A 22794-nucleotide genomic window follows, 5' to 3' on the forward strand; every position below is an offset into this window, starting at 1 on the left:
AGTATTTTTTTTATTTTACGAGTCTGGTCCATCTACACGTTCGATACTTACTTTAGCCGTACCTTCATTTGTAAGGCCTATACGTTTTGCTGCACCGTACGAAAGATCTAAAACACGATTTCCATGGAAAGGGCCTCTGTCATTTACTTTTACTACAACACTGCGACCATTATCTTTATTAGTCACACGGATATAACAGTTCAGTGGAAGACTACGGTGAGCGGCAGTGAGTGCATTCATATCGAATGTTTCACCATTTGCAGTTTTTCTACCATGGAACTGTCTTCCGTACCATGAGGCAATACCCGTTTGTGTAAAGCGACGTACGGTATTTGACGCAACTGTATTTAAGCGATCAATCATAGATGGCTCATCTTTAGGTACAGTTACTTTAGAAGCTAATGTTTGATTACGAATTCTATCTTCTGAATTTGGAAAATTATTAAAAGATGGAACATAGCGATTTGAGTCATTATCGCGATTAACGACACGTGCTGCTAAGTTACTACCTTCATTGTCATTGGTATTAAATGACGATTGAACTAAATCTGCTTGAGTTTGTGACAGTACTAACCCGAAGGTCACTGCCACGAGGGCTTTCACATGGAAGCGCATGAATAATCTCCTAGAAGAGTTTTATTTTTCAATAAATAAAAAATAACTTATTGAAAAATAATAACATCTGTCTATAAATAGACTTCTGCTACTGTATTTGACGTAGCATGAATCATATGCGTGATATATAGACAGTGTCTACCTAAGAGAGGAGTACAGTTACAAAAAGGCTGAATACGCATGTGCTTTAGTTGTTTTTTTAACCAATTTTGTAAAAAAATATTTCAAAATTGGTTAGGTTTATACTAAAAGGTTAATTTTGGACCTCTTCACCTAGTTGCCAAACTGCAGTCGCATACATGCGACTTCTGTTATAGGTCGTAATAACTTGGAAATTAGGATATGTAATATAATAAATTGGTCCATTCTCTCCTTGAAGCTGTATTAAGTTTACAAGTTCGAAATCATCAATTTTTATTAATGGGTCTAATGGTGTAACGCCTTGCTCTTTTAATAGTCCAAATGGAACAGGCTTATTTAAATCTTGTGATATTACTGTTTCAGGCGTTGTGCCAGTATATCTTGCTGCAAAACCAATTGGTCTATCTTTTTGCCAACCTTGTTTAGCTAAATAATTTGCAATTGATGCAATCGCATCTGGTGCAGAGTTGCGTAGATCAACATGACCATTACCATCATAGTCAATGCCATATTTTGCAATATTACTTGGCATAAATTGGGGATAGCCTACGGCTCCAGCATATGAGCCTGTAATAGACTCGATGGGGTCGCCATCTTTATATGTCCACGCAATGAGTGCTGCGAGTTCATCGCTAAAGTATTCCGCACGCCTTGGATAGCCAAAAGCAAGTGTCGCTAGAGCATCACGTGTGCTAATAGAACCTTTATTGCTACCATAACCAGTTTCAACTCCAAGTATGCCCAAAATGACGGCTTGTGGTACGCCAAACTGCTGTTCAGCTTGCTGTAACACGGCAGAATATTGATTCTTAAACTGTATACCTTTTTGAATGGTATATGGTGTCAGAAACATACTCTGATATTGATACCAAGGTTTACTTTCTCCAGGGCGTTGCATAATGTTGAGAATATTTGGTTTCGATTTTGCACCTGCCATGGCTTGATCGATCTGACCAGACGTTAAGCCATACTTTTGCATGGCATTTTGTTTGAACGCATCGTAGTTCGGAGCACTCACAAAGTCATTTGCCTGACAAGATGAAACACAGATGAATGCTGTACTCAAAATGGTAATGTACTGACCAATTTTATTTAATTTTTTTAGCCACATAAGAAGTCCAATATATTTATCGATGTGTATGTATAGACATTACAATTCCGAAGGTCGTCATGAGTGTGATGATTGCTGTCCCACCATAGCTCATAAAAGGTAGAGGTACGCCTACTACTGGTAAAATACCACTAACCATTCCAGCATTCACAAATACATATACAAAAAATGACAAACCATAGGTGCTTGCAAGTAATCTGCCATAGTTATGAAAAGAATTCATACCAATTTGGAATGTTCTACAAATAATCGCAAAATAAAGTAAAATGAGTAGGGTAACCCCAATGAGGCCAAACTCTTCTGAATATGCAGCGATAACAAAGTCTGTATGTCCTTCAGGTAAAAAATGTAGATGAGATTGAGTACCTTGTAAAAAACCCTTTCCAGAAAACCCACCTGATCCAATTGCTGTTTTGGATTGAATAATATTCCAACCAGTACCCAAAGCATCTGCTTCTGGATTTAAGAGAGTAAGAACTCGCTGTTTTTGATAATCATGTAAAAGAAACTCCCAAGCAATAGGAATAACAATGCCTGCAGCGGCGACTGCAGCGACAATTAACTTCCAAGATAGACCACTTAGAAATAATACAAATATTCCACTACCAAGTACGAGAAGCGATGTACCTAAGTCTGGTTGTTCAGCAATAAGAATGAACGGTACAAAAATTAAAATAAGGGTAATAAATACACTTTTAAAACTTGGAGGTAATGGGTAGCGTGTTAAAAACCAAGCTGCCATCATAGGCATACCAATTTTCATAAACTCACTGGGTTGAACACTACCTATACCTGGAACATCAAGCCATCTTTGTGCACCCAAACGAATTTCGCCCACTGCTTTGACAGCACCTAAACAAATGATCCCAAAAATATAAAAATAGGGGGAAAAGGTTTGAAATACTTTAGGTGGGATTTGTGCGATTGCAATCATAACCACAAAACCGATACTGAAACTGATTGCTTGTTTGGTAACAAGTCCAGTGTCTTGTGCCGATGCACTATATAGCACAACCAGTCCTAAAGTGGCGCAAAGAAATAAAAATAAAAAGAGCCATGGATCAACATGAATTTTTTGCCAACGAGATGGTTTCATGGCTGTGCTGAGGCCATCACGGGGAGCTTGTCGTAAGAATTTATATTGTGAGCTTGGTGGCATGATATTGTCTTAATAGATGATGGTCAGCAGGGCTGAATGCTAACATATTCAAGATATTTCTTATCTAGCGAATACAAAAAAATAGTATATTCGACTCAGGGTTCATTAAAGAACAATTTGTCATGATGACTGGCTATAATTTTTAATTCTTCTTTATTTAATCTAGGAATAATTTTATCAATAGCGATATGAACTGCTTTTCTAATGGCAGTGCATCCCATATCTGCTATCTTTTTCTTAATCATACCTAAGTCTAAAGTTTGATAAAAATCATGCATATAATATCGAATGGTTTCATCTGCAAATAGCTTATAGTGTTCTGATAAAAGTATGAGGTCTACTTTTTTACCTTGTTGAAGTTGGTTGAAGTTTTCTTTAAGATTTATCGTAATGTGTGATTCTAAATGTTGGCCTACGTGGTAAACATTGTCTTTCTTAAATAAGCTTTTTTTAGAGAACTGAATGGATTGCTGAACAGTTTTATTGGGCGCTTTTCCAAGGAGCTGTTTGAGAAGGGTCGCTACACTCGATTCAATAAATTGAGCAAGTTTTTCCGCAGTCTCTCTTTTTTCGCTTTGAGGGAAGTCGGCAATAACACGTGTGAGTAATACTTGAATAATTTCTTGATTTATAAGTAGCGCAATTTCATCTCGAAGGGGATAAAGCGCTTCGCTATGATTTTTTTTTTGAATAATTTCTTGGATTTTTATCAGTAAATGTTCAGACGGAACAAAACCAAAGTGTGCCATAAATATCTCACTATGTTAGGCATATCGCATTTGTATTTTAGAGTATGTTACATCTTTATCAAAGGCTGTGATGTACTTTATAGTACATCACAATAGTTTTTTTATTGTCTCGAAAGACGAAATGGTTTTTCAGGTTTCCAAGACAAATCAGAAACACGACAAGGATTAATATCTAAACCACCTCTACGCGTATAGGCAGCATAAACCATCAGTTTCTTAGGTCGTAACGTTTGCCAAATTTCAGCAAATATTTGTTCTACACATTGTTCATGAAAGCCATTGTGCTGTCTGAATGAAATAATATATGCCAAGATACTCTCTTTAGATATTTTTTTGCCTTCATACCGAATAAAGACAGTTCCCCAATCCGGTTGTCCAGTTACAGGGCAATTGCTACGTAATAAGTTAGAGTAGAGTAACTCTTCAGTTTCTTCTTCAGTTTCTTTATCGAACTCAAGAAGTGTCGCGTCTGGTTCTGAAGACATTTTATTGGGAGAAAATTGATCTAAGCATATACCTTGAGGTTGATCTACCATAAGGCTATTTGCATCAAGTAACTCAAGTTTAACTGATGCTTGTGCTGCATGTGAAAGATCTGTTTCTACAGTATCTATAAGATTCTTTTGATCTGCAAAACATGTGAAATTTAAACTATTAAAATATAACTTTAGAGATTTAGACTCAATTAAAAATTTTGAGTTTGCTGGAATGCTTAGACGACCAATTGCAACTTGAGGAATGTGCTGGGTGTTGAGCCATGAAAGTTCAAAAACATGCCACCAGTCAGTACCTTGTGCAACATCGGAGATAGATGCATAAGCTATACGTGATGGTTCACGTGGAATTGGAAATAAGATATCTGGTTGATATTGTGTTGGATACTGGGTTTCTTTGCCCAGTAAAGATTGTTCGACACTCATTCACGTATTCCTGAACCACGAGATAATAAATAGTAAGCAAATGCATAAAAAACTGCGCAGAATAGTGTAATGACAATTAGTGAGGTTGTCACGTTTACATCACTATGTCCTAAAATGCCGTAACGAAAAGCATTAACCATATATACGATTGGATTAATCAGAGATAACTTCTGCCAAAAAGGGCTTAAAGTACTAATGGCATAAAATACACCACCTAAATAAGTGAGAGGTGTAAGTACAAATGTAGGTACAATTGAAATATCATCAAATGAACGCGCATAAACTGCGTTAATAAACCCTGCAATTGAAAATAAAAGGCTTGTAATAATAACGGTATAAATAGTAATGAACATATTGTGAATTTCTAGATGGGTGAAAAATAAACTCACGAGCGTAACAATAACGCCCACTAATACACCACGACAAATTCCACCAATTACATATCCCCAAAGCACAAGAGAGAGGGGAACTGGACTTGTAATTAATTCTTCAATACTTTTTTGAAATTTTGCGCTAAAAAAGCTTGAGCAAACATTTGAGTAACTATTCGTGATCACTGACATCATAATGAGGCCAGGAACGATAAACTGCATATAACTAAAGCCACCCATGTCACCAATTCTAGAGCCTACTAGATTGCCAAAAATGACAAAATACAAGCTCATAGTAATTGCTGGTGGAAGTAGGGTTTGTGGCCATATGCGCATAAAACGGCGGACTTCTTTTGTAATGAGTGTCCATAACGCAATATTGAGCTGACTCATATTCATGAAGAAGCTCCTTGTAAGTTTTTTTCTACCATTTTAACAAAAAGTTCTTCGAGTCGATTTGATTTATTTCTCATACTTCTAACTTGAATACCTAAAACTTCAAAAAGTTGGAAAAGCTCGTTGATTGCATGCGCTTTATCCATAGTAACCTCTAGAGTAATAGGATCAACTAAGTTAAATTGCATACCGATAATATCTAATGAAATTGGTTCTATCGGCTGTTCTAGATCAAAAATAAAAGTTTCTTCATTCAATTGACCTAAGAAGCTTTTCATAGAGGTATCTTCTTTAATTATGCCATGGTCAATAATTGCAATTCGCCTGCAAAGCATTTCTGCTTCTTCTAGATAGTGAGTCGTCAGAATAATAGCTGTACCGTTATCATTCATTTCACTCAGAAAATCCCACATAGAGCGGCGTAACTCAATATCTACACCTGCTGTAGGCTCATCTAAAATGAGTAGTTTAGGCTCATGCATCATGGCACGGGCTATCATGAGTCGACGTTTCATACCACCCGAGAGCATACGTGCTTGAGTATTTCGTTTAGACCATAATCCTAGTTTTTCAAGGTAGTGTTCTGCGCGGTTTTCCGCTATTTTTTTGGGAATACCGTAATAACCTGCCTGAGTAACTAAAATATCGAACGTCTTTTCAAAGTGTCCAAAATTAAATTCCTGAGGAACTACACCTAAGCATTGTTTTGCATTGGATGGGTGACGGTCTAGGTCATGACCAAAGATTTCTATTTTTCCTGATGTTTTTTTTGTCAGTGAACTAATGATGCCTATAGTTGTCGATTTTCCTGCGCCATTTGGACCTAAAAGCGCATAAAATTCACCTTCAGGTACGTTCAAATTGACACCTTTGAGTGCTTGAAAACCATTTTTATAAGTTTTCGACAACTCGTGAAGCATTAAAGCATCAGTCATGAAGTTCTCACGTATAGTTAGATAGATATATTGTGATGGATTCTTTTCAAGAAACCAAGTGGTCATCTTGTAATTCAGCTTCCTAATCATGGGACGCTTAAATGATAAGCATAAAAATTTCACTTTCAGTGATTAGGCTTTATTTTATTGTGTTTTTTGCTATGATGTGCTGAAAATAAGTCATGCGCCTATAGCTTAACTGGATAGAGTACAGGTTTCCGAAGCCTGTGGAGTGGGTTCGAGTCCCGCTGGGCGTACCAGTACAACGAATAAAATCAATAACTTGTATGATGTTTGGCGTAAAGGCTAAAAAAACCTATGCTCAAAAAAATAAACCTCGCTAAATTTTGCAAAGTCTACTATCTAACTATTTAGAAATCGTTTCTAAATTCCATCTTCTGTCTTTTGGTGGGGAAAGTCCACTTAAACAAATCAGATGACTCTTAAAATAAGCCAAAGAATAATCCCTTTGACCAGACAGATCAAGGGAATTGACGCTCAAGCCTATATTGTTAGCTTTGAAGGATTATAGAAAAGAAAAGGCATACAAATAAAAAAACCTAATGATGACCAAAGTAGAATAAGAAATAAAAATAGTAACTTTGGGATTTGTTCTAGAGAATTTCATTACTAAATTATTAGAGCAACACAAGATACTAAAACGGCTACAGAGGTAAAAGCTATCAAAATAACTGATAGCGTTGTAAAGGCTACTAAGTAATGTAAGAAAACTCTTATTGATCGCCACCAGCTGCAAATTATATAGAACGACTTAAAGAGGATAGAGCAAATAATATGGATTTTAAATTAAAATGTATTCAAGACATATTCCCTTTAAAAGAGTTGGGTAATCATCGTTCATTGCTGGAATGTGATTTTTATGATACTCACTATAGATATTTTGATGAGATTGATGATGAGTATTTGTCTGCAATAAACCTTTCTGCTGAAGATTTAATTTTAGCATATAATATGGATTACCCTGATTTTTATGAAAAAGTTGGTATTGCAGCCAGTATTTCACGTAGTAGACCAAGTGAAAATATAAAAACATGGATAGATGTAAGTTATAAGTATTTATATTATTTTGGTGAATCATGTAGCTATTTAGATTCAGAAGGTTTTAAGTTTTTTCTTCCTTCTGCAATCTATTATGTTTCACTCGAACCAGAAAAAAATAATAGTTTCATAGACTACTTTGTTTACAGACTAGAGTTTCGATGGGATATTGACAGTCATATTTTTAATAGTGACCAAAAAAGATTAATTAGATTATTTATAAGTGAATATATTAAGAGAGATTTCTTTTGGATTGTTTAACCCTACATTTAGTATTGATCTAGTTAACTAGGGTTTATGGATTTTAATAATGAACAAAGAAGACTTACTGGTACAGATCAGTCAAGAGTTTAAAAATGTTACTTTAGGTGATGCTTATACGCTTGTCGAAGAGGATTATTATGATACAGCTCATTGCCATTTTGATGAAGCATGTCCTTTATATTTCATGTCCCAAGAAGAGTGGGATAAAGAAGAAATTGAAGGAATGACAAGACATAGTTGGTGGCTACCTGAAGAAATTGAAGAAGCGATTAAAGCTATTAAAGAAAAAAGGAAAATATCTAATAGATTCCCCAATCCATTAGACATACCCTACAAGTACTTAGAAGCATATGGAATGGGTTTTTTCTTTTTAAAACCTCAGGCGTATTTATTTTATACACCATCTATGATGATTCATATACTATGTAACTCTGAAGGTGTATACCACGGACTTGGTTTTGGTCGGTGGTTAGGTGTGTTGCAATTTGGAAAAGAAGATGAGCTTAATTCTTTATTGAGTCATTTTAGTAAAAAACAGTTCAATCTATTAATTAACTTCTTAGAGCATTTAATAAACTTAGATACTATTGATGAGTTTGATAAAAAGGATACTCAAATAGTTCTGAATAAAATTCAGTCATTCAAATCTAAATAATCCTTTTTAAGAACCAAAACCTTACTTGTGTCATGGATTTGACCGAGTAGGGCTTCTCTTTGTAGTAAAGACCACCTTCGGGTGGTTTTTTATGAGTAAAAATTATGAGAGATAGTTTATATTCAAGTCTGACTTAGATGGTAACTCAAATATCCAAATCTGTAACACGCAGTCTAATCTGTTTATGAGCAACATGTTACAGTCGAATTATTAATGGGCTGTGTGAAAAGGTGCAATTTTAGCGATTAAAGCACTCTTTGATGATTATAGGGGGCAGAATCTACCCGTACTGTTGAGTCAAAACACAGATACGAGTTATACACCAAATGGTAAATGTTAACTCTATTTGAACAGCAGTTTTAAAATCAAATCAGAGAATGCATCGATACGTGCTTTTTATAAGCCAACCATTCAAATGATGAAGGCTTTGGCGCTCCATAATAATATTTACTTGATCATTAAATATGCGTATTGTTTAAGGCTTGTTTTAAATAAGGGTCAAGTTCAGATTGCTTGAGTAGCCATTGCACATAATCCTGTGGTAAATCTTTAATGGCTGTACCTTTGTGTTTACCAAAGTTTAGTATTTTAGGTATACGTGCTTCTTCAGAGGCAAAGTAGAGTTCTTCAATATTTTTTACACCAGTATGAGCAATAATATGCATCAAAATATTTGCTGTTAAAATAATATCGGCATCTGCTCTATGTGCACCTTTTAATAATTCTCTTGCTTTTTGACTACCATGACTAATTTGATAAATTAATGCAGAGATATTATGCGCTTCAGCATGTGGCCAAACTGCTCGAGCAAGTGCAAGTGTACAAATTGGTTTAATTTGACTGACATCTACACCACAATGCGCGATAGTTTTTATATCGTAGTCTATGTTGTGACCAATAATATAGACTGTTTCTTTAGGGAGTTGGAAGTCTGTATAAAAAGGCTGTCCCTCTAAATCAGCTTCTAAAATATGATGCACTGCCATAGAAGCATAAGAAATGGCTTCACCGACTTGATAGCATTGATCAAAAATTTGATCCTTATGTAAAGTAAGCTTACCCTCATTTAATTCAATAGGTGCATAAGCAATTTCAATAGGTAAGCCGTTTAGGGTGTGGGTTTCGGTATCTAAAATAATACTTTGCATATCATTGAATATTCTAAATGTATCGGTCGTAAATGCTAACATTTTATAGAAACGTTAAACAGTAACATTTCTATGGGAGATCGAAAATCTTTTGAAAAATAATTACTTTGTTAAAATCAAGCAGGACTTAAAAAAGTGAGTTCTAAATATAAAATATTGTAGATTTTAATAATTTTATTGCATGTTGATGAAAGTTCATGCCAAAAACCACAAAACTTCGTGTTAGAATGTGTTTCGATTTTAGCACGGCTTAAAAGCCCTAATTTATAGGACCCTCGCTAATGTTTGACAACATCTCTATTTCTGCATTTGACCCAGAATTAGCAAAAGCAATTTCTTCTGAAGATGCTCGTCAAGAAGCTCATATTGAACTTATTGCATCTGAAAACTACTGTTCTCCAGCTGTTATGGAAGCACAAGGCAGTAAATTAACAAATAAATATGCGGAAGGTTATCCAGGAAAGCGTTACTACGGTGGCTGTGAGTACGTAGATGTCATTGAACAACTAGCGATTGATCGTGCAAAAGAACTTTTTGGCGCAGACTATGCAAATGTTCAGCCTCATGCTGGTTCACAAGCAAACTCTGCTGTTTACTTAGCACTTTTAAATCCAGGCGATACAGTATTGGGTATGAGTCTGGCCCATGGTGGTCACTTGACACATGGTGCTAAGGTAAGCTTTTCGGGTAAAACATATAATGCTGTACAATATGGTTTAAACCCAGAAACAGGTGAAATTGATTACGAAGAAGTAGAACGTCTTGCGCTAGAACACAAGCCTCGCATGATTGTTGCTGGTTTTTCTGCATATAGCCGTATTGTCGATTGGCAACGTTTCCGTGATATCGCTGATAAAGTAGGTGCTTACTTATTTGTCGATATGGCACATGTTGCAGGTCTAGTTGCTGCTGGTGTTTATCCTAACCCGGTACAAATTGCAGATGTGACAACAACAACGACTCATAAAACACTTCGTGGTCCACGTTCTGGTCTAATTCTTGCAAAAGCAAATGAAGAAATTGAGAAGAAGCTTCAATCTGCTGTATTCCCAGGTAATCAAGGCGGACCGCTTGTTCACGCAATTGCAGGGAAGGCTGTTTGTTTTAAAGAAGCAATGACACCTGAATATAAAGCGTATCAGCAACAAGTTGTAAAAAATGCCCAAGTAATGGGTAATGTGCTTGTTGAACGTGGTTATGATGTTGTATCTGGTGGTACAGACAATCATTTATTATTGGTATCTTTGATTAAACAAGATTTAACAGGAAAAGAAGCAGACGCTTGGTTAGGCGCAGCTCATATTACTGTAAATAAAAACTCTGTTCCAAATGATCCTCGTTCTCCATTTGTCACTTCAGGTATTCGTATTGGAACACCTGCAGTAACGACACGTGGTTTTGGTGAGTCAGAAGTTCGTGAACTTGCACATTGGATTGCTGATATCTTAGATAGCAAAGGTGATGAGAGTGTTATTGCCGCGGTAAAAGATAAAGTCTCAGAAGTTTGTGCAAAATTCCCTGTATATACAAAATAAAATCTTTGCAATATAAAAAAAACGGTCTGCTAAGACCGTTTTTTTATGTCATTTTCATGGATGTTGTGGTGTTGGTGGTGTAAAAGCAAGTGCGCATTTACCTACAAATGTTTTACCTGCAATATTTACACTCTTAGATGAAGGTTCACTGCTACATACACTAGATAACTCAGGTTCATTACCCTTTAAGGCTTTAGTTGGTTTTGTTGGAATAAACTGTGTTTGGCAAGTACCATTCCAAAGCGCACCATTTGCGGCGAATGATACTGGAGCTCCTGCTGTTTTACCCTTACATACTTGAGAAAACTTATGAGGGTTATAATTATTATCTTGGTGCTCATGTGCTTGAGCAATAGTTGCCATACCTAATCCTAAACTTGCACATAGCATTGTAGTTAAAAATTTATTTTTCATTACTATTCTTCCTTATATGATGTGTTTTAGTTGAATTATCTAAGGTGTGTCATAAGTATAAAAAATAATCAGATGTGTATCATGCTTTTTAGGTAAATTCACGATGCTAGTTTGTGAAGATTTGCTATGGAATGAAACTTTATATCTATTTATGTCAAATGGATAAAATATAGAACAGCAAAAGCAACCTGAGATGTGCATATTTTAAATAATATTTCTGATATAATATTGGGTCTTTTTTATTTCTGACGTAAATATTATGCATTATCCTAAAGTTTACGATGTTATCGTTATTGGTGGTGGTCACGCTGGTACGGAAGCTGCGTTAGCTGCTGCGCGTATGGGACGACAGACGTTGCTACTAACTCATAATATTGAGACTTTAGGGCAGATGAGCTGTAATCCTGCTATTGGTGGAATTGGTAAATCACATTTAGTTCGTGAAATTGATGCTTTAGGCGGCTCAATGGGTTTGGCTGCAGATAAGGCTGGTATTCAATTTAGAATATTAAACTCTAGAAAGGGTGCTGCTGTTCGTGCAACACGTGCACAGGCAGATCGTATTTTATACAAAGCTGCAATTAGAGATACGTTAGAGAATCAGCTAAATTTAGATATTTTTCAGCAAGCAGCTGATGATATTATTGTAGAAGGCGATACTGTTAAAGGTGTTATTACCCAAATGGGTATTCGTTTTGATACTAAAACGGTCGTTTTGACTACAGGTACATTCTTAGGCGGTGTCATTCATATCGGGTTACAAAAATCTAGCGGTGGTCGTGCGGGCGATCCTCCATCAATTGCACTGGCTGATCGCTTAAGAGAGTTACAACTTCCAGTGGGTCGACTCAAAACAGGCACACCGCCACGTATAGATTCGCGTTCAGTCGACTTCTCTGTGATGACAGCTCAGCCTGGGGATTTTCCATCCCCAACCATGTCTTTCATGGGAAATGCTTCAATGCATCCCGAGCAAGTGAATTGCTATATTACGCATACGAATGAACAAACGCACGATATTATTCGCAGTGGTTTAGACCGCTCACCAATGTATACAGGTGTAATTGAAGGAGTGGGCCCACGTTATTGTCCATCTATTGAAGATAAGATTCATCGCTTCTCAGATAAAGATTCTCATCAGGTATTTATAGAGCCTGAAGGTTTAACAACACATGAACTTTATCCAAACGGTATTTCGACCTCTTTACCATTCGATGTACAATTTAAGTTAGTTCGTTCTATTCGTGGAATGGAAAATGCGCATATTCTTCGCCCAGGTTACGCAATTGAATATGATTACTTTAATCCACAAGCACTTAAGTTTACTTTAGAAACTAAAGCAATTCATAATTTGTATTTTGCGGGTCAAATTAATGGAACTACAGGATATGAAGAAGCAGGTGCACAAGGATTATTGGCAGGACTAAATGCTGCACGCCGTGCGTGGGAACAAGATGAATGGACTCCAAAACGTGATGAAGCATATATGGGTGTCTTGGTTGATGATTTAATTACACTGGGTACAAAAGAGCCTTATCGTATGTTTACTTCACGTGCAGAATATCGTTTGATGTTGCGTGAAGATAATGCAGACCAACGTTTAACTGCAATCGGTCGTGAACTAGGATTAGTTGACGATGAAAGATGGGCAGCTTACTGTACGAAAATGGAAGCTGTTGAAACAGAAACAGCACGCTTACAGCATTTATGGGCGGCACCTAATAATCCGATGGGCAAAAAATTTGTTGAAATGACGGGTGCAGATTTAAGTAAAGAGTGTAGTGCAATTGATTTGTTAAAGCGTCCACAGGTGAATTTTAAGCATATTGCTGAACTTACAGGTTCAGAAGTAACTGAACAAGTAGGCGAGCAAATTGAAATTGCTGTGAAATATGCAGGCTACATTAATCGTCAGCAAGATGATGTTGCCCAATTAAAACGCCTTGAAGAAACAAAAATCCCTCTTGATTTTGACTACGATATTGTTTCTGGTCTTTCAAGAGAAATTACACAAAAACTTAAAGCAGTGCGTCCAGAAACATTAGCACAGGCAAATCGTATTCCTGGGGTAACGCCTGCGGCGGTTCAGCTAATTATGATTACAGTTCGAAAAAAGAATATGTCCCGTAAAATTGCTTAGTAAAAAGAAACCTGCCTTATAAGCAGGTTTCTTTTTTATTCTGTTTCATAAACTTGCTGTGCGAGTACATAAGGTTCAATGTGTAATATTTTTTTCCCAAAGCTTCTTAGCCACCAAACAAGCTGAGAGGTAAAAGGCACAGTTGCTGAAACTTCAACAACATTTTCGTCAATATTCTGAATATCCTGATCTAGGCTTAATTTACTTTCATAAAATGTTTGAGCTGTATTTTCAGTCATCTTAAGCTTAATTTGAATATTTTGAGTGGGTTGGTCATAATCCACTCTAAAACCTAGTGCACCAGATTCTATATAATCATCAATATTAAAATTAGCTGGATGAAGAGCACGGCTATCTAATACAGTCGCCGATTTAAAACGATGTAATGCAAATGTTCTTACATCTGATTTATCATGACGCGTACAAATAAGATAGATAATGGAGCCCTTTTGTACCAATGCTAAAGGATTAAGCGTATACGTTTTATTTTCACCTTGGTTTGTTCTTGCTTTATAAACGCACTCTAACTGCTTATCTTGAAGTAAGCCTTCGTAAATTACTTGTTGTGCCACTTTGTTAACGACAGGTGGAATAAGTGGTTGTGATGCAGGTACAATGCGTACCCTATTAATCCACTGACGTACATTATTTTGTGTAGAGAGGCTATGACGAGCTAAATCGAACCAAGGATTCATTTCCTCAATCAGGCTTTGAGGTAAAAGATGTCTTAAATGTTCTTCTACCATCATGAAAGTCACGGCCTGTGAGCTTGTCATATGGGGTAGGCTTTGAATAGGTGCATTTGCTTGCCAACGCCAACCTTGAGGTGTTTCGCCATTATTCTCAATAGGGAAGCGTTGTGCAATCTGGTTTAAGTCACGTTGAATTGTACGTAGACTAATAGAAATACCTTCTCTTTCAAGCGTTTCTTGCAGTTGTCTTGTTCCTGTCCAAGTTCCAGTAGTTAGACGGGACAAAATCTGCCATTGACGATATAGGCTATTCGAGGTTTCTTTTTCTTGTATAGACATAAATAGAAATAAATCAATAAAAGGCAAAGTGAATTGAGCGAATATTACGCTAAAACTTGTGGATGATGCTAGCCTTTTATAGGGTATGGTACCAATTCTATACCATACCTTGTATTGGATTAATCCTATTCTTCATCATCGAATTGGTTGTAATATTCAGGAGATAAATTACTAAATCTTGTATATTGTCCTTCAAAGGCAAGTCTTACAGTACCAATAGGTCCATTACGTTGTTTACCGATAATAATTTCTGCTGTCCCAGCCTCTTTGGATTCTTTATTGTAGACCTCGTCTCGGTAAATAAACATAATTAAATCTGCATCTTGCTCAATTGCTCCAGATTCACGTAAATCTGACATAACAGGTCTTTTATTTGGCCTATTTTCTAAGCTACGGTTTAACTGAGAAAGTGCAACAACAGGACAATTCATTTCTTTTGCCAGAGCTTTTAAACTTCTAGAAATTTCTGAAATTTCACCAACTCGGTTATCTCCCATACCAGGGACTTTCATTAGTTGAAGATAATCGACCATAATACAACCTAATTTTCCTCCATGCTGTTTTGCAATACGTCTTGCACGCGCTCGAAGTTCTGTAGGTGGTAGAGCAGATGAGTCATCAATATATAAAGATTTTTCTTGTAACTGTAGGATTGTGCCAGTAACTTTTGACCATTCATCGCTGTCGAGTTTACCTGAACGTAAATGTCCTTGATGGACTTTTCCGTAAGAGGAAATTAAACGCATTGCAATTGAATCTGCGGGCATTTCCATAGAGAAAACTAAAGCAGGTAAATCGGAATTAAATAATACACTCTCAATTAGATTCATTGCGAAAGTCGTTTTCCCCATAGAGGGACGTGCGGCAACGATAATAAGGTCACCAGCTTGCATACCCGATGTTTTGTTATCAAGTTCCAAGAAACCTGTAGATAAGCCAGTGATGCTTCCTTCCATTTGAGACAGTTCACTCAACTTATTAAATACATCAGATACCACTGAAGTAATGGGCTGTGGCCCAGCACTTTTTTTATTACTATTATGTTGTTCAGCGATAGAAAAAATATTAGTTTCTGCAAGATCTAAGATATCGGAAACACTGCGTCCTTTTGTATCATATGCATTGAGTAATATTTCATTACTTGCTTTAATCATGCTACGTAAAGTTGCAAACTCTTTAATTTTATGTGCATATGTTTCAAGATTATAGAAGCTAGAAGGCGAGTCTGCCATTAGCTGCATTAAATAATCTTCACCACCAATGGCATCGAGTAAATTTTGTTTCGTGAGCCAGTCATGTACCAGTACAGCATCGTATGGGGAGTTCTCTTTGGCAAGTTTATCAATTGCACGAAAAATATATTTATGACGTGTTGCATAAAAATCATTTTCAGTAAGTGTATCACCAACTTGTTCAAATGACTCTGCGACCGTCATTAATGCGGCAAGTACAGCTTGTTCAATGGATAAGTTATGCGGTGGTGTGCGAAACTCTTTAAGCTGATTTTGCTCAGAAGTGTTTTTACTATCCTGATCTAATGATTTTGGTGCAACTTGGGCATTCGCCTGAGACATAAATAACCTTAGCGTTCAGTTTGATAAAGCAGAGACTTTAATATGGATTTAAGCGAGTTATTCTAACGGTAAACAAAGAAAAATTATAGGACTATAAAAACAAAAAGAGCATGCAAACGCATGCTCTTTTTTATGCAGAGAAATTACTCAGAAACAATAGTTACGAGAACTTCTGCAACAACATCATGGTGCAATTGAATTGCGATGTTGAATTCACCAGTGTGGCGAAGTGCGCCATTTGGTAAACGAACTTCTGCACGGTCAACATTTAGACCTGCATTTGTTAAAGCATCAGCAATATCGCGAGTACCGATAGAACCGAATAGTTTACCTTCGTCACCAGCTTTTGCTGTAATAACGATGTTCACTTCGTTTAATTGGTCAGCACGTGCTTGAGCAGCAGCTAAAACTTCTGCTTCTTCTTTTTCAAGTTCAGCACGACGAGCTTCAAAAGCAGCAGTATTTGCTTCAGTTGCAGCAACTGCTTTACCTTGAGGAATCAAAAAGTTACGACCATAACCAGCTTTAACAGCTACTTTGTCGCCTAGTTTACCAAGGTTTTTAATGCGTTGTAATAAGATAACGTCCACAGCTCACCTCACTTATGGTTGTCAGTGTACGGAATCAAAGCCAAGAAACGAGCTTGTTTAACAGCAAGCGCTAATTGACGTTGATAACGTGCTTTTGTACCAGTGATACGGCTAGGAACGATCTTGCCGTTTTCAGTGATATACTGTTTTAAAGTATCGATATCTTTATAGTCGATGTATGCAACATTCTCAGCTGTAAAGCGGCAGAACTTGCGACGACGGTAAAAACGTGCCATTGATGTTCTCCTTAAGCTTCAGCAGATTCTTGAGTTGCTTGTTGTGCTTCTTCACGTTGAGCTTTACGCGCACGTTTTTCTTCAGCACTTTTAGCAAGTAAAGATTCTTCAGTAATTGCGTTATCACGACGGATAACTAAATTACGAATGATTGCATCATTGTAGCGGAATAATTCGTTTAATTCGTCAAGCGTAGATTGACCACATTCAACATTCATTAAAATGTAGTGCGCTTTATGAATTTTGTTAATTGGGTAAGCCAATTGGCGACGGCCCCAATCTTCTAAACGGTGAATTTGACCTTCAGCTTCTTTGATGTGAGAGATATAGCGTTCAACCATACCTACCACTTGATCGCTTTGGTCTGGGTGTACCAGAATTACGATTTCGTAGTGACGCATTGTCAGCTCCTTACGGTTTATACAGCTTTTAATATGTTTATTCACATTAAAAGCAAGGAGTCATATTGTGATTACAATATGTCGCAAAAGCGAGTTGAGAATTCTATAGAAATTTAAATAGAATTTCAAGGCAAATTTGCTTTAAGAGAGCGTGTTTTAAATTCACCCTATCTTAATTAAAATAGGGGAAGAAATGGTGCTGGAGACTGATAGCTAAAGCTAAAACTAATACTTAATGCTGTAATTAGAATGACAGAATATAAGAAATACCGTTTTGCCCAGTTTTTTTCACCTTCTGGATCCGTTATTTTAAAACCAATCACAGATAGATAAAGCCAGTAAGCACAGAGCGCATTAAATGTAATTAAAAAGAAAATATTTGTATAGTGGAAGCAATACAAACCATTTAATACAGCTGTAAAGAGAATCACATAAATAAGCGACTCTACTTTCGTTCTTAAGATCGAGCGTGCAACAGGCAAAATAGGAATACCTGCGCGTTTATAGTCATCGAAACGATAAATTGCAATACCCCAAGAGTGTGGCATTTGCCATAAGCCATATGCCAAAAAAACAAGGAGGGCGGCAATATCAAACTGATGGGAGACGGCTGTATAACCAATTACTGGTGGGCAAGCACCTGAAATACTACCGATAACAGTCTGATGTATAGATGTTCGTTTAGACCATAAACTATAGAAGAATACGTAAACAACGAAACCAAGTATTGCAAAACTAAATGCATATACGTTTGTGAAATACCAAAGTATTGCAAGTCCGATACTACCTAATATAAACGCAAAACATAAAGCGGTATTCGGTTGAATAACTTTAGTAACTAACGCGCGATTTTGCGTACGTTGCATTCTAGGATCAATATCTTGGTCAATGTAGTTATTTACAACACAGCCAGAAGCAACAACTAGCGTTGTTCCTATGAGTGTGAGTAGAAGTAACAGGATATTCACAGAGCCTTGGGCGGCTAGAAAAAAGCCGCCCAAGGTGGTAACGAAGTTACCAAATAGAATCCCTGGTTTTGTCAGGAATAAGTATTGCTTCAGCATGACAATCAGTTTAGATCATCATGTTGTAATGTAGATAGTTCATTACCCAAACTGAACCAATAAGCAGAATAGCAATGGTTAAGATGGTATAAATAAATGCAATCACATTCCAGCGTTGTTCTTCAGATGAATTCATATGTAAGAAGAAAATCAACTGTACAAGAACCTGAACAATACCAGTAATACCTACTACTGAAAGAAGTAGTGAGCGGCTAAATCCACCTGTCATTACCATTCCAAAAGGAATAACAGTTAAAATGATAGAAAGGATAAAACCAATACTGTACTGTTTTAAGCTGCCGTGTGAACCGCTGTCTGAGTGGTGACCATGACTCATGAGATAGCTCCCATTAAGTAAACAACACTAAATACGCAAATCCAAACGATATCAAGGAAGTGCCAGAACAAACTTAAGCATGCAAGACGACGTGTATTTGGGAGAGTCAAACCATCTTTTTTAATTTGACAAATTAATACGATCATCCACACAAGGCCAGAAGTAACATGGATACCATGTGTTCCAACGAGTGTAAAGAATGCAGATAAGAATGCGCTGTGACTTGGTCCATGTCCTGCCATTACTAGGTGATGGAATTCATTAATTTCCATACCAATAAAAGCAGCACCGAATAACCAAGTAACGACTAACCAAGTAATTACACCATTTGCATTGTTCTTGTAGCGAGCAAGAACAGCAAATCCAAAAGTTACAGATGAAATCAAAAGTGCAAATGTTTCAACAAGAACATAGCTTAATGATTCACTAAATAACTCTGCTGGGCCCGGAGTACCAGCTGGAATATGCGAATGTAAAACAATGTAGGCAATGAAGAGTGTCCCGAATAATACGAGGTCACTCATTAAATATGTCCAAAAACCAAAGACAGTGATGTCAGTATCATCATGGTGGTGATGATCATCGTGTCCATGACCTTGTTGATGAAGTACTTCAGCCATTGTTTTAGTCCTTCTTCAAGTGTTTTTCTAAAATGGCATAACGTTCACTTTCAATACGCTCAACTTCTGCAGCAGGAACGTAGTAGTCAACTTTTTTGGTGTAAGAACTTCGAATTAAAGTAATGATTGTTGCAGCAAAGCTTACAAATACCAACCACCAAATATGCCAGATGAGTGCAAACCCTAACACTGTAATTAGTATTGCCATAACAAAACCAGCCGCACGATTCGTTGGCATATGAATATCTTCATATTTTTCTGGTTTGATATAAGCAACGCCATTTTCTTTATCTAACCAGAAGCGATCGATATGCTCGCCATCTGGAATATAGGCAAAGTTATAAAATGGAGCAGGAGATGATGTAGCCCATTCAAATGTACGGCCATCCCATGCGTCGCCAGTATAGTCAATGTTATTTTTACGTTGTAAGAAACCAACTACAACTTGCATAATAAAGCAAAGAATACCGATAGCAACGAGGATTGCACCAACCATAGCAATTGCTAGATATGGCGTCCATTCTGGGTTGTCATATGTATTTAAGCGACGTGTCATACCCATGAAACCAAGGATATAAAGTGGCATAAATGCAAAATAGAAACCGATGAACCAGAACCAGAATGATGCTTTGCCCCATGCTTCATTTAGCTTCCAGCCAAACATTTTTGGCCACCAGAAGGTAATTGCAGCAAAGAGACCGAATACAACACCACCAATAATTACGTTATGGAAGTGAGCAATAAGGAATAACGAGTTATGTACAAGGAAGTCAGCAGGTGGAACCGCCATAAGTACACCTGTTAAACCACCAATACCGAAAGTCACTAGGAAGCCTAATGTCCAAAGCATTGGAGACGTAAAGGTAATACGACCTTTGTACATGGTAAATAACCAAGAGAAAATTTTAACCCCAGTAGGAATTGCAATAATCATGGTCATAATACCGAAGAATGCATTTACATTCGCTCCTGCACCCATAGTGAAGAAGTGGTGTAACCAAACGATTAATGAAAGTACTGCAATTGCAACAGTGGCATATACCATAGTTTTATAGCCAAACAGTGCTTTACGTGAGAAAGTAGGAACAATCTCAGAGTAAACACCAAATGCTGGTAATACTAGGATATATACTTCTGGGTGACCCCATGTCCAAATTAGGTTTACGTAGAGCATTGGACTGCCGCCAAGGTCGTTCGTAAAGAAATGGAAGTCAAAGTAACGGTCTAAAGTAAGCATTGCTATAGTAGCAGTTAACACAGGGAATGTTGCTACGATTAATACACATGTACATAAAGCAGTCCATGTAAAAATCGGCATATCCATGAGTTTCATGCCAGGCGCACGCATTTTAATAATTGTTACAAGGAAGTTAACCCCTGTAAGCAGTGTACCTAAACCTGATATCTGTAATGCCCAGATCCAATAGTCAACACCCACGCCAGGAGAGTATTGAATGCCAGAAAGAGGAGGGTATGCTAACCAACCTGTTGCAGCAAACTCACCGAGTACAAGTGAGACCATGATCAAGCCAGCAGAGCCTGCAAATGCCCAGAAGCTAAATTGGTTCAGGAGTGGAAATGCAACGTCACGTGCGCCAATTTGAAGTGGCACGATAACGTTCATTAAACCAACAACAAGACCCATAGCCACAAAGAAGATCATGATTACACCGTGCGCAGTGAAGATCTGATCATAGTGGTCTGGATGTAAGTAACCAGGGTTACCATTGCTTGCAAGGAATAATTGAAGTCGCATCATAAATGCATCTGCAAAGCCACGAAGTAGCATGATTACAGAAACAAGAATATACATGATACCAATTTTTTTATGGTCTACAGATGTAGCCCATTCTTTCCAAAGGTATCCCCACTTTTTGAAATAAGTAATACCTGAAAGAACTGCAATAGCACCAAGCGCCATAATAATTGCAGTAACAATTACAATTGGCTCTTTAGGGATGGCGCCCCATCCAATCTTACCTAATAGCATGTCCATATCTTATTCTCCTGCCGAAGCCATATGTTGCATGTTAGCGTGAGAAGAATCAGCTTTTTCTGCACCATGATAATTGCTCATGTACTTGTCGATGACTTTTCTGAACAATTGCGGTTCAACTGAAGAATAGTATGTTACTGGATGTGGCTTTGTAGGGTATGGACCCATACGTTCAGCTTCTTCAGCAATTGCTTTTTCTTTAGGTGTTTTTGCATCAGCAAGCATGCCTTCGATTTGGTGTGTAGAACGTTCACCATCACGTAAGCCTTGTAATGTTGCAAAATCTAAAGTGCTCTTTTGAATCGCAGTAGAATTATCCTCAGTGCCTTTTCCAGCTTTCACATTGCTTACCCATTTGTCAAAATCTGACTGAGTTACGCTATGCGCTTTAAAATGCATTTGAGAGAAGCCATAACCACTATAGTTAGCGGAGAAACCACGGAAGATACCAGTTTCGTCTGCAAGAACGTGTAGGTGGGTTTGCATACCTGCCATTGCATAGATCTGACCTGCTAACTGTGGAATGAAGAACGAGTTCATTGTGAAGTCAGAGGTAATGTGGAAATGCACCGGAGTTTGTTCAGGGAAACGGATTTCATTAACTGTTGCAATTTGTTGCTCTGGATATACAAACACCCATTTGTATGGTTCCGCAATCACTTGAATATCGAGTGTCTTTTTATCAGACTCTGCATTCAATGGACGGTATGGGTCATATTGGTGAGAACCCCACCAAGCAATCCACGCTAAAATAGCAATAATAATGATAGGAATACCCCAAACAACAATTTCAATTGTCGTTGAGTGAGCCCATGTAGGCTTATAGTCTGCATCTTTATTTGACGCGCGATATTTCCAACCAAACCAAAGTGCCATGATGATAGATGGAATCACCACCAATAGCATAAGGTAGATCGCAGTCATCATGAGGCCGCTAAGACCTTCTGCAACTGGACCTTTTGAGTTTAGCAGTACTAAATCACCACCACACCCCGTAAGGAGCGTAGAAATCGCAGATAAAGACAATACAGCTAATATCGTTTGTCTCATTTTACAACCTCGGTGAAGAGTCCCATTTATGTTTTGTGAGAATGGGATAGCGATTATAGTGACGGATGCCCTAATAGTTGTACTAAAAGTCTGTGACACCGCTACTTTATAAGGCATTATGCCCTATATTCGGGAGGTGCGCCACATTTACGAGACTTAAAAAAAGGCAATTTAAACCCAACATAAAAAGTTGGATTTAAATTAAAAATGTTAAAAAAGTGATATAAAATAAAGTGTTATTGTATATTTTTGTGTTTTAAATACTTCTTTTTGTTGGCTCTTT

The 22794-nt window shown here is 37.3% G+C and carries 23 protein-coding genes and 1 tRNA gene; 5 read left to right on the forward strand and 19 right to left on the reverse strand.

Annotation, left to right across the window (positions count from 1 at the left end; translation table 11 throughout):
• Nucleotides 1–15: 15 nt before the first annotated feature.
• The 7 genes from OZX61_RS04320 to OZX61_RS04350 all read right to left on the reverse strand — a co-directional run bounded on the left by OZX61_RS04320 (nt 16) and on the right by OZX61_RS04350 (nt 6397).
• Nucleotides 16–615 carry a septal ring lytic transglycosylase RlpA family protein gene (locus OZX61_RS04320; RefSeq protein ID WP_195772941.1) on the reverse strand — a complete coding sequence of 200 codons (600 nt, stop codon included), beginning with the start codon at nt 613–615 and terminating at the stop codon, nt 16–18.
• Between the two features lie 253 nt (nt 616–868).
• Nucleotides 869–1867, reverse strand: coding sequence for a lytic murein transglycosylase B (gene mltB / locus OZX61_RS04325; protein ID WP_195772942.1), 999 nt, complete (start codon nt 1865–1867; stop codon nt 869–871).
• 16 nt (nt 1868–1883) lie between these two features.
• A complete protein-coding gene (gene rodA / locus OZX61_RS04330; RefSeq protein ID WP_277095423.1) occupies nt 1884–3026 on the reverse strand; it encodes a rod shape-determining protein RodA in 1143 nt (380 codons plus the stop codon).
• Nucleotides 3027–3121: 95 nt separating this feature from the next.
• Complete coding sequence (locus tag OZX61_RS04335) at nt 3122–3775, reverse strand: hypothetical protein (protein ID WP_195772944.1); 654 nt, start codon at nt 3773–3775, stop codon at nt 3122–3124.
• Between the two features lie 101 nt (nt 3776–3876).
• Nucleotides 3877–4695 carry an NADPH-dependent 7-cyano-7-deazaguanine reductase QueF gene (gene queF, locus OZX61_RS04340; RefSeq protein WP_277095424.1) on the reverse strand — a complete coding sequence of 273 codons (819 nt, stop codon included), beginning with the start codon at nt 4693–4695 and terminating at the stop codon, nt 3877–3879.
• A complete protein-coding gene (locus OZX61_RS04345) occupies nt 4692–5465 on the reverse strand; it encodes an ABC transporter permease (protein ID WP_277095425.1) in 774 nt (257 codons plus the stop codon). Before OZX61_RS04345 ends, queF begins: the two co-directional genes overlap by 4 nt.
• Nucleotides 5462–6397, reverse strand: coding sequence for an ABC transporter ATP-binding protein (locus OZX61_RS04350; protein ID WP_277095629.1), 936 nt, complete (start codon nt 6395–6397; stop codon nt 5462–5464). Before OZX61_RS04350 ends, OZX61_RS04345 begins: the two co-directional genes overlap by 4 nt.
• A gap of 184 nt (nt 6398–6581) precedes the next feature.
• Here OZX61_RS04350 and OZX61_RS04355 point away from each other — a divergent pair.
• The 3 genes from OZX61_RS04355 to OZX61_RS04365 all read left to right on the forward strand — a co-directional run bounded on the left by OZX61_RS04355 (nt 6582) and on the right by OZX61_RS04365 (nt 8375).
• Nucleotides 6582–6657, forward strand: a tRNA-Arg gene (locus OZX61_RS04355).
• Between the two features lie 535 nt (nt 6658–7192).
• A complete protein-coding gene (locus OZX61_RS04360) occupies nt 7193–7717 on the forward strand; it encodes a hypothetical protein (protein ID WP_277095426.1) in 525 nt (174 codons plus the stop codon).
• 49 nt (nt 7718–7766) lie between these two features.
• Nucleotides 7767–8375: a hypothetical protein gene (locus OZX61_RS04365; RefSeq protein WP_277095427.1), complete on the forward strand. Its 609-nt coding sequence runs from the start codon at nt 7767–7769 to the stop codon at nt 8373–8375.
• Nucleotides 8376–8833: 458 nt separating this feature from the next.
• Here the strand turns inward: OZX61_RS04365 and OZX61_RS04370 are convergent, their stop codons facing one another.
• Nucleotides 8834–9523 (reverse strand): exonuclease domain-containing protein, encoded by a 690-nt coding sequence (locus tag OZX61_RS04370; protein WP_277095428.1) that lies wholly within the window; start codon nt 9521–9523, stop codon nt 8834–8836.
• A 281-nt stretch (nt 9524–9804) separates the two neighbouring features.
• Between OZX61_RS04370 and glyA the strand changes: the two genes are divergently transcribed.
• Nucleotides 9805–11058: a serine hydroxymethyltransferase gene (glyA, locus tag OZX61_RS04375; protein ID WP_195772193.1), complete on the forward strand. Its 1254-nt coding sequence runs from the start codon at nt 9805–9807 to the stop codon at nt 11056–11058.
• A 54-nt stretch (nt 11059–11112) separates the two neighbouring features.
• Here the strand turns inward: glyA and OZX61_RS04380 are convergent, their stop codons facing one another.
• A complete protein-coding gene (locus tag OZX61_RS04380) occupies nt 11113–11472 on the reverse strand; it encodes a hypothetical protein (RefSeq protein ID WP_195772192.1) in 360 nt (119 codons plus the stop codon).
• A gap of 259 nt (nt 11473–11731) precedes the next feature.
• On the opposite strand from OZX61_RS04380, the gene mnmG reads away from it, so the two are divergent.
• Nucleotides 11732–13612, forward strand: coding sequence for a tRNA uridine-5-carboxymethylaminomethyl(34) synthesis enzyme MnmG (gene mnmG / locus OZX61_RS04385; protein WP_277095429.1), 1881 nt, complete (start codon nt 11732–11734; stop codon nt 13610–13612).
• Nucleotides 13613–13647: 35 nt separating this feature from the next.
• On the opposite strand, the gene OZX61_RS04390 is transcribed toward mnmG, so the two are convergent.
• From OZX61_RS04390 to cyoA, 10 genes are all read right to left on the reverse strand, one after another.
• Entirely contained in the window at nt 13648–14643 is a 996-nt protein-coding gene (locus tag OZX61_RS04390; RefSeq protein ID WP_211140221.1) for a WYL domain-containing protein, read from the reverse strand.
• Nucleotides 14644–14768: 125 nt separating this feature from the next.
• A complete protein-coding gene (dnaB, locus tag OZX61_RS04395; RefSeq protein WP_195772190.1) occupies nt 14769–16217 on the reverse strand; it encodes a replicative DNA helicase in 1449 nt (482 codons plus the stop codon).
• A 143-nt stretch (nt 16218–16360) separates the two neighbouring features.
• On the reverse strand, nt 16361–16807 hold the full coding sequence (gene rplI, locus OZX61_RS04400) for a 50S ribosomal protein L9 (protein ID WP_195772189.1): 447 nt from the start codon (nt 16805–16807) through the stop codon (nt 16361–16363).
• A gap of 8 nt (nt 16808–16815) precedes the next feature.
• Entirely contained in the window at nt 16816–17043 is a 228-nt protein-coding gene (gene rpsR, locus OZX61_RS04405; protein WP_023271761.1) for a 30S ribosomal protein S18, read from the reverse strand.
• An 11-nt stretch (nt 17044–17054) separates the two neighbouring features.
• Nucleotides 17055–17444, reverse strand: coding sequence for a 30S ribosomal protein S6 (gene rpsF, locus OZX61_RS04410; protein WP_195772188.1), 390 nt, complete (start codon nt 17442–17444; stop codon nt 17055–17057).
• Between the two features lie 176 nt (nt 17445–17620).
• Nucleotides 17621–18508: a heme o synthase gene (cyoE, locus tag OZX61_RS04415; protein ID WP_195772187.1), complete on the reverse strand. Its 888-nt coding sequence runs from the start codon at nt 18506–18508 to the stop codon at nt 17621–17623.
• Nucleotides 18509–18518: 10 nt separating this feature from the next.
• The gene (cyoD, locus tag OZX61_RS04420) at nt 18519–18845 is read right to left on the reverse strand and encodes a cytochrome o ubiquinol oxidase subunit IV (protein WP_195772186.1); all 327 of its coding nucleotides are present in this window, start codon (nt 18843–18845) and stop codon (nt 18519–18521) included.
• Nucleotides 18842–19465, reverse strand: a complete 624-nt coding sequence (gene cyoC / locus OZX61_RS04425) for a cytochrome o ubiquinol oxidase subunit III (RefSeq protein ID WP_195772185.1) — start codon at nt 19463–19465, stop codon at nt 18842–18844. The genes cyoD and cyoC overlap by 4 nt, the downstream gene beginning before the upstream one ends.
• A gap of 4 nt (nt 19466–19469) precedes the next feature.
• The gene (cyoB, locus tag OZX61_RS04430) at nt 19470–21461 is read right to left on the reverse strand and encodes a cytochrome o ubiquinol oxidase subunit I (RefSeq protein ID WP_277095430.1); all 1992 of its coding nucleotides are present in this window, start codon (nt 21459–21461) and stop codon (nt 19470–19472) included.
• Between the two features lie 3 nt (nt 21462–21464).
• Entirely contained in the window at nt 21465–22511 is a 1047-nt protein-coding gene (cyoA, locus tag OZX61_RS04435) for a ubiquinol oxidase subunit II (protein ID WP_195772183.1), read from the reverse strand.
• Between the last annotated feature and the right edge of the window lie 283 nt (nt 22512–22794).

Origin of the sequence: Acinetobacter sp. ESL0695, from assembly GCF_029392135.1 — a bacterium.
Taxonomy (GTDB): Bacteria; Pseudomonadota; Gammaproteobacteria; order Pseudomonadales; family Moraxellaceae; genus Acinetobacter; species Acinetobacter pollinis.

Coding starts and splice junctions, on each gene's coding strand:
- OZX61_RS04390 (WP_211140221.1), bottom strand. CDS start 14,643: ATGTCTATACAAGAAAAAGAAACCTCGAATAGCCTATATCGTCAATGG.
- rpsF (WP_195772188.1), bottom strand. CDS start 17,444: ATGCGTCACTACGAAATCGTAATTCTGGTACACCCAGACCAAAGCGAT.
- OZX61_RS04320 (WP_195772941.1), bottom strand. CDS start 615: ATGCGCTTCCATGTGAAAGCCCTCGTGGCAGTGACCTTCGGGTTAGTA.
- cyoC (WP_195772185.1), bottom strand. CDS start 19,465: ATGGCTGAAGTACTTCATCAACAAGGTCATGGACACGATGATCATCAC.
- cyoB (WP_277095430.1), bottom strand. CDS start 21,461: ATGGACATGCTATTAGGTAAGATTGGATGGGGCGCCATCCCTAAAGAG.
- OZX61_RS04345 (WP_277095425.1), bottom strand. CDS start 5,465: ATGAATATGAGTCAGCTCAATATTGCGTTATGGACACTCATTACAAAA.
- queF (WP_277095424.1), bottom strand. CDS start 4,695: ATGAGTGTCGAACAATCTTTACTGGGCAAAGAAACCCAGTATCCAACA.
- mltB (WP_195772942.1), bottom strand. CDS start 1,867: ATGTGGCTAAAAAAATTAAATAAAATTGGTCAGTACATTACCATTTTG.
- cyoE (WP_195772187.1), bottom strand. CDS start 18,508: ATGCTGAAGCAATACTTATTCCTGACAAAACCAGGGATTCTATTTGGT.
- OZX61_RS04335 (WP_195772944.1), bottom strand. CDS start 3,775: ATGGCACACTTTGGTTTTGTTCCGTCTGAACATTTACTGATAAAAATC.
- OZX61_RS04370 (WP_277095428.1), bottom strand. CDS start 9,523: ATGCAAAGTATTATTTTAGATACCGAAACCCACACCCTAAACGGCTTA.
- cyoA (WP_195772183.1), bottom strand. CDS start 22,511: ATGAGACAAACGATATTAGCTGTATTGTCTTTATCTGCGATTTCTACG.
- cyoD (WP_195772186.1), bottom strand. CDS start 18,845: ATGAGTCATGGTCACCACTCAGACAGCGGTTCACACGGCAGCTTAAAA.
- glyA (WP_195772193.1), top strand. CDS start 9,805: ATGTTTGACAACATCTCTATTTCTGCATTTGACCCAGAATTAGCAAAA.
- rpsR (WP_023271761.1), bottom strand. CDS start 17,043: ATGGCACGTTTTTACCGTCGTCGCAAGTTCTGCCGCTTTACAGCTGAG.
- dnaB (WP_195772190.1), bottom strand. CDS start 16,217: ATGTCTCAGGCGAATGCCCAAGTTGCACCAAAATCATTAGATCAGGAT.
- OZX61_RS04350 (WP_277095629.1), bottom strand. CDS start 6,397: ATGACTGATGCTTTAATGCTTCACGAGTTGTCGAAAACTTATAAAAAT.
- OZX61_RS04360 (WP_277095426.1), top strand. CDS start 7,193: ATGGATTTTAAATTAAAATGTATTCAAGACATATTCCCTTTAAAAGAG.
- OZX61_RS04380 (WP_195772192.1), bottom strand. CDS start 11,472: ATGAAAAATAAATTTTTAACTACAATGCTATGTGCAAGTTTAGGATTA.
- mnmG (WP_277095429.1), top strand. CDS start 11,732: ATGCATTATCCTAAAGTTTACGATGTTATCGTTATTGGTGGTGGTCAC.
- rodA (WP_277095423.1), bottom strand. CDS start 3,026: ATGCCACCAAGCTCACAATATAAATTCTTACGACAAGCTCCCCGTGAT.
- OZX61_RS04365 (WP_277095427.1), top strand. CDS start 7,767: ATGAACAAAGAAGACTTACTGGTACAGATCAGTCAAGAGTTTAAAAAT.